Raw genomic sequence first — 12,663 nt, forward strand, 5'->3', positions numbered from 1 at the left:
CGCCTTTATATAAGCAGGAATGCGACATCATCAATAGGAAAGTCAAACACATTTACACATTAGTCTAACATAATCAGAAAAATAAAAAACCGGCGATTATTTATATGTCTTAATCTATTTATTTTTTCTTTAATTTTTAACTAAATTAATTAATTATATTATTTGTTAATTATTTATCTGTTTTATACTTATAACACCCTATTCTATTTACATTTTTGTATTTTTATCCACTGGTATTTACCCTTTCCAATATATAAGTGTCACCATATAATGCAATAGTTAAATAAACTCATTAATGAAAGCGGTGATTTATTTGCCTTTTGGCAACAAAATTGTGAATGGAAATTTTGAAACAGGAAGCTTGGTCCCATGGAGTTTTTCAAATGTAACAATTAGTAACCTACGGAGTCACTCAGGTTCTTTTAGTGCACAAATGTTTGGAAATACGACTAATAGTATATTGTTTCAGGCTGTGCCTGTCACAACTGGAGATAGTTTTGAATTTTTTCTATCGATCGGAAAAATAGGAAGTTTGCCAAGCCCACAAATAAATATTGCTCTTATTTATTTAAATGCCTCTTCTACTCCTGTAAGTATCGGAATGAATATTATACTTCCAGTAGGTCATCTTCCCAATAACCTAAATAATAATTGGTCTACCATTTACGAAATATCTTCTGTTGTACCTGCAATAGCTACTCAAGCAATGGTTATTATTCATAAAATTCCTACTCCGTCAACTGCAGATATAGTAATTGATGACATTTTATTACTACAAACTTGGGCAGGGACAATAGGAGGTACCGGTCCTACTGGCGCTACGGGTACTACCGGCGCTACGGGTATTACTGGGGCTACTGGTATTACCGGCGCTACGGGTATTACTGGCGCTACTGGCTTTACCGGCGCTACTGGTATTATCGGCGCTACTGGTATTACCGGCGCTACTGGTATTACCGGCGCTACTGGTATTACTGGGGCTACTGGTATTACCGGCGCTACGGGTATTACCGGCGCTACTGGTATTACTGGGGCTACGGGTGACACTGGCGCTACTGGTATTACTGGGGCTACTGGTATTACCGGCGCTACTGGTATTACCGGCGCTACGGGTATTACTGGGGCTACTGGTATTACTGGGGCTACTGGTATTACCGGCGCTACTGGTATTACTGGGGCTACTGGTATTACCGGCGCTACGGGTATTACTGGCGCTACGGGTGACACTGGCGCTACTGGTATTACCGGCGCTACTGGTATTACCGGCGCTACGGGTATTACCGGCGCTACTGGTATTACCGGCGCTACTGGTATTACTGGGGCTACTGGTATTACCGGCGCTACTGGTATTACTGGGGCTACTGGTATTACCGGCGCTACGGGTACTACCGGCGCTACGGGTACTACCGGCGCTACTGGTATTACCGGCGCTACTGGTATTACCGGCGCTACTGGTATTACCGGCGCTACTGGTATTACCGGCGCTACTGGTATTACTGGCGCTACTGGTATTACCGGCGCTACTGGTATTACTGGCGCTACTGGTATTACTGGGGCTACTGGTATTACCGGCGCTACGGGTATTACTGGGGCTACTGGTATTACCGGCGCTACGGGTACTACCGGCGCTACGGGTACTACCGGCGCTACTGGTATTACCGGCGCTACTGGTATTACCGGCGCTACTGGTATTACTGGCGCTACTGGTATTACCGGCGCTACTGGTACTACCGGCGCTACGGGTATTACTGGGGCTACGGGTGACACTGGCGCTACTGGTATTACCGGCGCTACGGGTACTACCGGCGCTACGGGTGACACTGGCGCTACGGGTATTACTGGCGCTACGGGTACTACCGGCGCTACGGGTACTACCGGCGCTACGGGTGACACTGGCGCTACGGGTATTACTGGGGCTACTGGTATTACCGGCGCTACGGGTGACACTGGCGCTACGGGTATTACTGGGGCTACTGGTATTACCGGCGCTACGGGTGACACTGGCGCTACGGGTGACACTGGCGCTACGGGTGACACTGGCGCTACGGGTGACACTGGGGCTACTGGTATTACCGGCGCTACTGGTATTACTGGCGCTACGGGTGACACTGGGGCTACGGGTATTACCGGTGCTACGGGTATTACTGGGGCTACTGGTATTACTGGCGCTACGGGTGACACTGGTGCTACGGGTATTACTGGGGCTACGGGTATTACCGGCGCTACGGGTGACACTGGCGCCACTGGTATTACCGGCGCTACGGGTACTACCGGCGCTACTGGTACTACCGGCGCTACGGGTGACACTGGCGCTACGGGTATTACTGGGGCTACTGGTATTACCGGCGCTACGGGTGACACTGGCGCTACGGGTACTACCGGCGCTACGGGTATTACCGGCGCTACGGGTGACACTGGCGCCACGGGTATTACCGGCGCTACGGGTATTACCGGCGCTACGGGTGACACTGGCGCTACTGGTATTACCGGCGCTACGGGTATTACCGGCGCTACGGGTATTACCGGCGCTACGGGTATTACTGGCGCTACGGGTGACACTGGCGCTACTGGTATTACCGGCGCTACTGGAAATACAGGACCTACTGGCTCTTCTGGAAGCTTTTTAAATTTTCAGGTTTCCGGAAACACCCCAAATACGAGCGGTAGTTCCGCCATAGTAATTAGTAACATCCAAACCACATTAAAAACTGTCACAGTAACAGGAATTACTGCTACCAGCCGCATCTGGTTAACTGGAATAATTGGTTGGCAAAATGGAACAAGTAATCCAGTAGTGCAATTCGAAGTTCTCCGAGGAACTACTGTTATTTTTAGTATTAATGATCAAAGAACTGGAACAAATTCATTTGGTTCTACCAGTATAAATCATATTGATTTAACCCCTGGAGTCGGTAACGTCACGTACACATTAGTGGCCCAAATTATTGGTAGCGGCACAGTTACTGCTATAGGGGGAATCACTTTTACCGGCGCTTTATTATAATGTAATTTTTCGTGGTCACTCTTTCTACGTCAGAGTGACCACCTTTCGTTATAAACAAACATTTCAATACATTAGGTACGAAACATGAATCCTACCGTATTTTCATAAGTGAAAAATAAACAGTAATAATGAAACATCGCAATTTATACTACATAGCCCGCAATTTTTAGTGTGCGTAATTTCCGAATTGTTTTTATACTTGATTATGATACGCTAGAGCAAGAAATTTAGATGTAGCTAGCAGTTCTCAAAAGGAGTGAATAAATGTGCTTAGACAAACAAACGGTGCTTATGCCGCTGCAGGGCTTACGGAAGCCGAACTCATCCAAATAAAAGAGCTTCTACAGGTATGTAATACATACGATAACATTCAGATAAAATTAAATCTGGATATGCTGAGCTGTAGACCCACTGACCAAGTTCAAGATTTTTATTTTGCTATAGATAACCGAATCATTGGGTATCTTGCCTTGTACATTTTTAATACTCAAGAGGTCGAAATCAGCGGGATGGTAGATCCAGCGTATAGACGTAACGGTATATTTTCCTCGTTGCTTCGGCTAGCCTATCCTGAAATCGAACGTCGTCAATTACCCAAGCTAATATTTATGTCTCAAGAAAAATCTGATTCTGGCAAAGCATTTCTAGAATCACTGGGCAGCACTTGTTCCTTCTCCGAATACTGGATGGAATTAGAAGCCCCGCCTACGAAATTAATTACACCTTCTCTTTCACTAAGAGAAGCCACAAAAGAGGATCTTCCCCTGCTTGTCCAAATTGATATGGAAGCCTTTGGGGTAACGAAAGAGGATGCAACAAGATATGCCTCTACAAGCGTTGAAGAACCTGATCGGCATTCTATCATGGCCTTTCATAACGATGAATTTATAGGAAAAATTAATTATCAAAGAATTGAGAATATGGATTTTATTTACGGCTTTGCAGTCATGCCAGCCCAACAAGGAAAAGGTTATGGGAGAGAAATTTTGACAAGATTGGTGAACGACTTACTTAAAAAGCAATCACCTTCCATCGTCTTGGAGGTGGAAACGAAGAACAAAAGTGCGCTCACACTGTATAACCGTTGTGGTTTTAAAGAAGTAACTGCCAATGATTATTATATCCTGGCCACTTCGCAACTTGGGAGCTTATTTCGTCTTTCGGATAGAGAATTCGGTGACCAGGAAATATAAAATTTTACGAATAGTCAGGAACGGGAACAGGATAGCTTCCTTTCGCTACCGTTACCTCTAGTCCTTGTTTTTCGATTTGATCTCGTAACTCTTTTGGTGTTCCCTCATCAGTGATGAGTAAATGAAAGCTGTTGAGGGGACCTATTTTAGAAAAGGCATCATGTTCCATATTCTCATGAGACGCTAGAATAAAACGGCGTCGAGAAACCTCCAAAACAGCGCGACTAAAACTAGCTTCCTCTGGTGTTGCAGTACTAACACCTTGCAAGCTAATGGCTCCTGCTGTCATAAAACACAGATCAATTGTAAATTGTTTTACCATCTCATTAGCAATAATATCGAAAATCATACCTGTTTTTTTAACTTGTCCTCCGATAAGATAAACGTCAGTATTTTCAGATTCACGTAACTGTTCTGCGATTTTAACCGAGTTAGTCACCACTGTTATCGGCATATGTTGAGGTAAATATTTTATCATATGAAAATGCAGGTTCGTTCCACTTAAAAATATTGTATCGTGCTCTTGTATGTAGGATACGGCTGTTTTGGATATAGCAGTGATATGACTAGGTCCATCTTTAATACGTACCGCTGATGGTACAACAGGCTTGCGCACAGCAGATACAGGGATAGCTCCTCCATGAGTTTTTTTCAATAATCCCTGTTCCTCCATAATCGATAAATCTCTCCTGATGGAATCAATAGAAACATGAAATTGCTCCGCTAACTCCTTCACCAGCACTCGCTGTGCTTCATGGAGTATCTCCAGAATCTTTCCTCTTCTCTCTTCAGCAAACATCTCATCGCCTGCCTTCATCATGTAATACTTCCATTTTATTCCGTTATCCGCAAAAAAGTCAATATTTACCTGCAAAATTCTTCTTGTTTATGCTTTTTTGAGCAAAAAAATCAGGATTCCCGAAGAAACCCTGATTTTCTTTTCTGCTATTACATTTGTTGTGATTGACTTTCCGACATCAAGGATACCGGACGTTGTGGTGTAAATGTAGAGATCGCATGCTTATAGACCAATTGTTGCTTGCCTTCTGTATCAATAACGATTGTGAAGTTGTCAAACGCCTTGATATAGCCTCTCAATTGGAATCCGTTTACCAAATATATGGTAACTGCGATATTTTCTTTTCGTAAATGGTTTAAGAACGTATCTTGAATATTGATCGTCTGTTTCATGGACAATACCCCCTAAAAGGACTTGTAAGTTATATATTCGGCGTGGAATGGAACTTTCCTTCCAACGCACTGGTAATTGTTTCAACCACTTGTTCATATGACTCGGAATCAGTCATATCATACCATTCCAGCTGAGGCATCCGTTTAAACCAAGTTAACTGACGCTTAGCAAAATGCCTAGTTCTTTGCTTAATGTCAGCTATTGCCTTATCTAACGTAACCTCTCCATATAGATAAGGAACGAGCTCCTTGTAGCCCAGCCCCTGCATGGCTACCAGATCAGCAGAATAGCCTTGATCTAGCAACCCCCGGACTTCTTCTACCAATCCAGCCTCAATCATTAAATCGACTCGTTGATTTACTCTTTCATAGAGCTTCGCCCGATCCATTGTTAGGCCTATAATCTTCAAGTTGTAAGGCGAATAAGCAGCCTGATTTTGAAAATCAGACATACGTTTTCCAGTCAATTCGTATATTTCTATTGCACGTATAACTCGGCGGACATCGTTTGGATGCAGGCGGTCTGCTGTAATGGGGTCATGCTCGCGTAGGCGTCTGTGAAGAGCTTCTACTCCTTCCACATCGGCAAATCGTTGCAATCTCTCCCGCAATTCCTCGTCCTGATCCGCCTCAGAGAATTGATAAGCATGAGTAACCGATTGTATGTAAAGTCCCGTTCCACCTACGATAATAGGCAGATGATTACGCTGATTAATTTGGGTGATTAACTGCCGGGCCTGCTGCTGAAAGATAGCCACAGAGTATTCCTCATCTGGATTCATGATATCAATCAGATGATGGGGGACAATGGACCGCTCTTCCTCGGTAGCTTTAGCCGTCCCTATATCCATACCACGATAAACCTGCATAGAATCACCAGAGATGATCTCTCCATTAAATTGTTGTGCTAATCGAAGGCTAAGAGCAGTCTTGCCTACTGCCGTAGGACCTGCAATTACCACTAAATTCTCTTTTTGCCTCATCTCTCACTCCCCTCCAATGCTTCCATGTAACTATAAATCACTTGATGTTCACGTTTTCGATAAGGTGTAAAACCCAATTGCTCGTGCAAGGTGCCTGTTGTACCCTCTTTTAAAACGACTCGTCGTTTAGCTACCCGGCGAGCTTGAGCAATCGTTTCCTCTGTTAACACCTTATCATTAGCCAATTGACGCAAGGTAGAAATACCATGTGACTCGAAGACAGCTTGTTGGAACATAGGATCAAAATAAACTACATCAAACGAGTTATCGGGCAATGCTTGGAGCTTGTAAAGGTGATCAGCCTGCTCCACCTGTACACGCCGCATCGCTTCGATTAAAGCTGGTGATCCCATATTCCAATGGGTAAGACCGTCTTTGACAAGTCTTGCAATCATAGGCTCCGATTCAATTCCAACCACTTGCCCTGTTTCACCAGTGGCATAGGCAAATACGATCGCATCCGCCGCCAATCCCATCGTGGCATCAAGCACCTTATCGCCTGGTGAAATTTGGCAAACAGAAAGCATAGTATCATTATCGCCGCGTTCTAGTCTCTTTATACGGAATGACGCTGTATTTGGATGAAAAAAGAAAGCCTGTTGACCTCTCCGTTCCAACCTAGCTCCCTTAGCAGTTACAATTAAAATATCATTCGTCTGGTATTTATCTCTGAGCTTTTCAATCGAAAGCTCTCCACGCGAAACTAGTGGAGCAGAAAAGATAGTGGCCAGTTCCTGCGCATGAGCCAAAACAGACGCTTTTGGCTCATTTCCTGTTGTTACAATCATTTCATCACTCGTTTCCTACTCATACTAAATCCGATCAATTTTGATTCCTGTCTGTATGTATGTCTACCTTGGTTGCTATCCTATTATACTAACAAAAGAATGCTGACAACAGCAATGAATTTTGATTAGGAATCAGCTTAAAATCAAGGTTATTCACGATGTTGCCTCTTTTGCTCTGATCGGCTTCATTATTAATAAAAAGAAGAACATCCCGCCGTCTCGTAAGCATACGTTCGAGATGTTCCTCTATTCTCATGCCAATGGAAATATCAAATTCTCTCTACATCACGCGTTTCATTATTACTTTACACATAAGATGAATGAAGCGCAACTACGCCTGATCCAGATTTCCCACGTAGGTATGTATATGTGTTAAACGGAGTTGACGAATTAGGGAAAGAAAGTGAAATTAAGGTCGGAACTTCTAAAACCCTTCCCAAAAATACTTACTTAAAAGTTAGTGTTAAAGGGAAATATGTTAAAACATATGGGAAAGTACAAGGAACAGAGGTTCCTGAAAAGGCTAAGAAAAGACTATAAAAATAACTTAGTAATATGAGTTTACCCGTTTCTTAATACATAGGGAAACGCTAATCTTTAATTGTACTAGTTAGCCGTCCCCTCATCCCCTTTCATTTCTGAAATCCATTTAGTTATTTGGCAGAAGATTGCCACGCGGTCTAAAGACGGCACTGTGCAGTTTTTTGATACCCTCTTCCCCAAAACTACCTTCATTTCACTTTTAAAAGCTTATCTTGCCTAGTTTCTATATCTCTGTGGACGTATATTGTTTACACGTTAGAATTTCAAGTTAAAATGATCCAAATGAATCAATTGATCCGCCCTGCCATTTTCTATTTTTTCGCATCTAATAAATTATGGAAATGCTGTAGCCGCTGCACCAGAGTCATTGAGCTTGTGTCACCCCTAATCTTTAACACTATTCAACCACCGTCTCCCCTTTTTCGGTGGTTGAACCTTTTTAAAATATCATCTTAAAGAGCCTCTATCTTCTCTAGCAGTCTTTCAGTTATGACATTTCACCTTCCTTTACGGTAAATTAAAACACTATTAAGTCAAATATCCTGAAAATGGTACTCTTGCCCATGTCAATTTCCACTCCCATTCATACAGTGTAATTAACCAGGAGAATGGGGGGTTAAAATGAGAAAAATACCTGTTAAAGGGTTTCTATTCCAATCAAGTGAATCCTCAGCAGAACATTCACATGGATTTTATATTACTTCATGGAATGGTATGCCTGTACACCGACATCCGTTTTCGGGAACTACATCATTCAATGATGGACATGATCATCAATACATTGGGGTAACTGAACCAGCCCCAACAGGTGTACCTCACGTTCATCGCTATTATACGATTACTTCATTTGACGATGGTCATTCTCATGTAATTGAAGGCACAACCGGCCCTGCAATTCAACTACGGCGCGGTGGACATATTCATTACTTTGAAGGATATACAACAGTAAACGGAAGACGCCCTCACACCCATCATTACAAAGGAGCAACAGAGAATGAAATTCCTTAAACATGAGAACTTGTTTGACGAAACATCACATTGGGTATAATTCAGGAACAAGCAAAAAAGCTCACAATATTTGTGAGCTATTACATAACTTCAGCTTTTTATCTTGACTAACAATCAAATTCAGTGGTACTCCTTCTTTGTTTACCTCTTTTTTTCGACCCTTCTAACACCTCTTCAAATGCATCTAAAATTTCAAGAAAATGTGATGCTTCTCTAAAAACATGGTCTGCAAGAAGATGTGGAATAATGCTCTTGATACGACAAGCTTCGATTAAATCGCGAGCTGTCTTTTTAAAATCACGAAATTGGCTAACAGATACTCTATTCTGATCTACAAACTGCGAAAGTAATGGAAATGTTTGTGACTGGGGACGCATGGAATCTAAATCAATGGCTTGGTATAGAAGTTGATCAAAATCATGGCTAAAATCACGAGCTTGTTCGACCAACTTTCTTTCAGAAGGATCAAGTAAGTGATTAATAAATTTAGCATGATCAGCCATAATTTTAAGAAAGAAGACATTTTCATTAATGATTGCATCCGGTAAAGGGTCTAGGGTTCCGGTATTTAGTTGTTCCAAACGTTTCGCAAAGTAAGCAGCTTCTCGGCTAACATGATCAACTAATAACGGAAAGTTATTACCTCCTATTTGACAAGAAATGATAAGACCTAATACCCTTCGTTTAAAAGCCCAAATTTGATTTACATGAGGGAGAATTTGAGCATTGAACTGACCTATATATTGAGGGTCAACATCTTCTGATAAGGAAAGGGCCTCAGCCTCTATCCTTTCAAATACATGGTAAAAATAGTCTGCCTCATTTATTAACTGGGTATCGTCACAATTAAAACCTAACTTCAAAAAAAGCGAATGTTCCTTCATTATCCTAGACCAAAAACGAACTTCCTCAAGTGATCTAATTACAAATGCATCCGCCATCCAATGAGTCCTCCCCCAAATATGTATTTTCCCAGAAGTTTATGCAGTAGGTTTGTCCCAAATAACTGTCACTAAAATAATTATTTGAAAGATGATTAAATCACTTGCTTCCACATCACGTTTGTTTTAATAAAAAAATATCTATCAAAATGACCTATATATATTTATTTTTTTGTGTACTTATTGCATACATCTGCAGCAGAAACTAGGGTTACTGTTGCAAAAGTGATAGTACAAAAACCCAACTGGTTAAAATGACCATTTTCGCTAAATTTGTTATTGCAAACAAAAACCCCTATTAATGTTACAGAAAATACATTTCAAACAAAGTTATTGCGACATGATGTAAACATGAAGCAAGCATATTTTTATCAGGAGGTTTTTTGATTCCAATAAAAAATACATGATCCAAAAAGAGGATCATGTATAGTGATATCTTCTTTACAAAACCGAATTTCAACTTATTCTATGGAATTTTACATGTCCTCCATCTCTATCAAAACTACCTTGGAATCCCCAGTTAATCCATCCGCCATCCCCCTTATTCCAGAATTCACCATCTGTGAAAACCCACACTCCATAAGGAATGCTACCGTAATATACTGTATAAAATGTTTGAATGCCTTGTAGATTATGAGTATATCTTTGATTCAAATTAAAGACCATCACATTCTTTTTACCTTGACCCACTTGATAAAAAGCATGGGAAAGTGTGTCTTGAACAAAATCTCCACGCGCATCTGCTGGAAGAACATTTTTTTCAGACTTATGAATACTTGGTGGAAGTTGGTTCTGGGTGTTGGTTACATTTTCACTCGCTAATGCTCCTGTCGCTCCTGCTGATAACATCAGAGACAATCCCATTACTGAAACTAGAAACTTGCGTCCAACTTTTTTCATTTTTTACCATCCTCCATTTATCTAATCATTACCTTTTTTGTAAAAAAATTACATAAAAGGCTTGTGGATATATAATATCCCATTAATTTTGTCTTTTCAATATAACTTCTAAGTATATAAATAATTGATAAATAACTGAATTCAGCATTCTTTATTCAGACTACCGCATCTTTTTTCTCATATATTTTTTTCTAATTTTCTTATCTCATGGCTTGACATAAAAAATAGCCATCCGAAGGTGACTAACCTTTACTACCAAAAAAGCTACCCGATTGATCGAGTAGCCTGACCTTGTTTTTATTACCAGTTATCATCATATCACCTTATTAACGAACTAAAAAACCATAAAAATCTTCAGTAAGAAGATAAAAAACTGTTCGGAGAAGGCTATCAAGAGAATGACTGCATCATTGCAAAAAAGGATGAACACCGCTTAATCCTCAATATGTTCACAATCATTTAAAAGGTCAATGAAATCTCTAGAAATATCTGATATCCGATTTCATGACCTGAGACATACTCACGCTTCAATTATGTTAAAAATAGGGGAACACCTCAAAATAGTTTCAGAATGATTGGGGCATTCCAGTATTCAGATGACATTAAATGTATACAGCCAGTTACTTTTGATATGCAACAGGAATCTGCAGCACGATTTGATCAAGCTATGTCCAACCCAAAGAAACTTTAACAGGATAAAGGTTGTCAAATTTGTTGTCATTCCGTAAAAATAACTTTAGACCGCTCGGATAACTCGGGCGGTCTTCTTTATGAACTGGTATCCATCAAAAATCTTCATCATCTTATTTGATCTGCTGGAACGGGTGATCAACCTCCTCTCTCTGTGCTATAAAGAAGGACTAACATCTGGAGACGAAACTACCATTGCAATTTATGATAAAGTCAACAATGGGATAACATTAGAAGAAAAAGGAAATAAAGCTGTTAATACAACCTTTAAAGCATTTTAAGTCTAGTAAAAATGAATATAAATTAGACGCAGCAGTTTCACATATATAATCAAGGACTAGAGCCTATTTCCAAATTATAGTAAAGTGAATCACATATGATTCACTTTTATTTTTTAAGGAGGTATGGAATGGATAGTATTTTTATCATTATTTGGACGACTACACTTTTTATAGTGACTTTGATTTTGTTTAAAAATCTGTACGTTTCAATAAAAATAATCAATTTAAGATTAAAGGAAATTTCCAAAAAATTATCTATTGAAAATCAACTAGATCTAGAAGTGCGAACGTTGATTGAGCGTGGGGAAAAGGCTGATGCAGTAAAACTAGTCCAAGATAAACTTAAATTAACAGTCCAAGAGGCAAAACATTACATTGAGCTACTCTAAAACACTAAGCCTTGCATATTACTGCAAGGCTCTTCAATATTCCAATTTTTATGATAAAACAATTATTCACTCTCTACATTGACCACATCTTCTGCAGGTATCCATCAGAATCCTCATTACGTTATTACGTGTCGGCTTTATCAATGCTTTGACGAGTAAATGGATGTTTTGACGAAAAAAGCTCCCGCTTGGTCGATACTGGCGGGATTTGCTGATGTAAACCACTAGTTTACATGCATTGTTACCAATGGTTTCTTTACTAATAGTTTCTTTATATGCAATGATGATACAAAAAAGGATGAATGAAATGAGTTTAGGTCAGCAATTGAAAAAGTTCCGTGAATTTAAGTCTCTTTCACAAGAAGATATAGCTCAAAAAATTGGTGTGACTAGGCAAGCTGTCTATAAATGGGAAAATGACAAAAGCTATCCTGACATTGATAATTTGATTTTACTTAGCGAGTTATACAATGTAACACTAGATGAGTTAATAAAAGGAAACGAAAGCTTCAAAAAAAAGATAATCATCGCCGATAACAAAGATACTGGTCTGTACGTAGGATTTGTTATTATGTTTATAGGGTTGTTTATTAATGCTGGATCAATTTCAGCATTAATAACAATATTAGGAGTTCTGACAATGGTTTTTTATGACGACTTTAATAAAATAATAAAGTCCATTTTTAGTTGGTGGGATAGCCAGAAACTTAGTTAGGCTACTCGACAATAACATAAACACCCCATCATAAATC

At 40.2% G+C, this 12,663-nt stretch carries 12 protein-coding genes and 1 pseudogene; 7 read left to right on the forward strand and 6 right to left on the reverse strand.

The annotated features are described in order from the left end of the window. The first annotated feature begins 295 nt into the window (after nucleotides 1–295). A complete protein-coding gene (locus tag QZ995_RS15870; protein WP_301808728.1) occupies nucleotides 296–3,004 on the forward strand; it encodes an NTTRR-F1 domain in 2,709 nt (902 codons plus the stop codon). A 266-nt stretch (nucleotides 3,005–3,270) separates the two neighbouring features. After that, complete coding sequence (locus QZ995_RS15875) at nucleotides 3,271–4,197, forward strand: GNAT family N-acetyltransferase (protein ID WP_301808731.1); 927 nt, start codon at nucleotides 3,271–3,273, stop codon at nucleotides 4,195–4,197. 4 nt (nucleotides 4,198–4,201) lie between these two features. Here QZ995_RS15875 and QZ995_RS15880 read toward each other — a convergent pair whose 3' ends face one another. The 4 genes from QZ995_RS15880 to QZ995_RS15895 all read right to left on the reverse strand — a co-directional run bounded on the left by QZ995_RS15880 (nucleotide 4,202) and on the right by QZ995_RS15895 (nucleotide 7,159). Then, nucleotides 4,202–5,017: a DeoR/GlpR family DNA-binding transcription regulator gene (locus QZ995_RS15880; RefSeq protein ID WP_301808732.1), complete on the reverse strand. Its 816-nt coding sequence runs from the start codon at nucleotides 5,015–5,017 to the stop codon at nucleotides 4,202–4,204. Nucleotides 5,018–5,145: 128 nt separating this feature from the next. Continuing rightward, nucleotides 5,146–5,388, reverse strand: a complete 243-nt coding sequence (gene hfq / locus QZ995_RS15885; protein ID WP_003337168.1) for an RNA chaperone Hfq — start codon at nucleotides 5,386–5,388, stop codon at nucleotides 5,146–5,148. A gap of 29 nt (nucleotides 5,389–5,417) precedes the next feature. Beyond that, complete coding sequence (gene miaA, locus QZ995_RS15890; RefSeq protein WP_301808741.1) at nucleotides 5,418–6,371, reverse strand: tRNA (adenosine(37)-N6)-dimethylallyltransferase MiaA; 954 nt, start codon at nucleotides 6,369–6,371, stop codon at nucleotides 5,418–5,420. Beyond that, entirely contained in the window at nucleotides 6,368–7,159 is a 792-nt protein-coding gene (locus QZ995_RS15895; protein WP_301808742.1) for a class I SAM-dependent methyltransferase, read from the reverse strand. The genes miaA and QZ995_RS15895 overlap by 4 nt, the downstream gene beginning before the upstream one ends. Before the next feature lie 366 nt (nucleotides 7,160–7,525). Here QZ995_RS15895 and QZ995_RS15900 point away from each other — a divergent pair. Next, a pseudogene (locus tag QZ995_RS15900) lies at nucleotides 7,526–7,699 on the forward strand (YxeA family protein); the annotation flags it as partial. A gap of 624 nt (nucleotides 7,700–8,323) precedes the next feature. Then, complete coding sequence (locus QZ995_RS15905) at nucleotides 8,324–8,710, forward strand: YmaF family protein (RefSeq protein WP_301808746.1); 387 nt, start codon at nucleotides 8,324–8,326, stop codon at nucleotides 8,708–8,710. A gap of 107 nt (nucleotides 8,711–8,817) precedes the next feature. Here the strand turns inward: QZ995_RS15905 and QZ995_RS15910 are convergent, their stop codons facing one another. Next, nucleotides 8,818–9,651 carry a DUF2935 domain-containing protein gene (locus QZ995_RS15910; RefSeq protein WP_301808750.1) on the reverse strand — a complete coding sequence of 278 codons (834 nt, stop codon included), beginning with the start codon at nucleotides 9,649–9,651 and terminating at the stop codon, nucleotides 8,818–8,820. A gap of 456 nt (nucleotides 9,652–10,107) precedes the next feature. After that, nucleotides 10,108–10,551 (reverse strand): hypothetical protein, encoded by a 444-nt coding sequence (locus QZ995_RS15915; protein ID WP_301808753.1) that lies wholly within the window; start codon nucleotides 10,549–10,551, stop codon nucleotides 10,108–10,110. Between the two features lie 770 nt (nucleotides 10,552–11,321). Between QZ995_RS15915 and QZ995_RS15920 the strand changes: the two genes are divergently transcribed. From QZ995_RS15920 to QZ995_RS15930, 3 genes are all read left to right on the forward strand, one after another. Beyond that, nucleotides 11,322–11,522 carry a hypothetical protein gene (locus tag QZ995_RS15920; protein ID WP_301808755.1) on the forward strand — a complete coding sequence of 67 codons (201 nt, stop codon included), beginning with the start codon at nucleotides 11,322–11,324 and terminating at the stop codon, nucleotides 11,520–11,522. Between the two features lie 128 nt (nucleotides 11,523–11,650). Further along, complete coding sequence (locus QZ995_RS15925) at nucleotides 11,651–11,911, forward strand: hypothetical protein (RefSeq protein ID WP_301808757.1); 261 nt, start codon at nucleotides 11,651–11,653, stop codon at nucleotides 11,909–11,911. A 307-nt stretch (nucleotides 11,912–12,218) separates the two neighbouring features. Beyond that, nucleotides 12,219–12,626 carry a helix-turn-helix domain-containing protein gene (locus QZ995_RS15930; RefSeq protein ID WP_301808760.1) on the forward strand — a complete coding sequence of 136 codons (408 nt, stop codon included), beginning with the start codon at nucleotides 12,219–12,221 and terminating at the stop codon, nucleotides 12,624–12,626. The last annotated feature ends 37 nt before the right edge of the window (nucleotides 12,627–12,663 follow it).

The organism is Brevibacillus laterosporus (assembly GCF_030489605.1).
In the GTDB taxonomy this organism is placed as follows: Bacteria; Bacillota; Bacilli; order Brevibacillales; family Brevibacillaceae; genus Brevibacillus_B; species Brevibacillus_B laterosporus_E.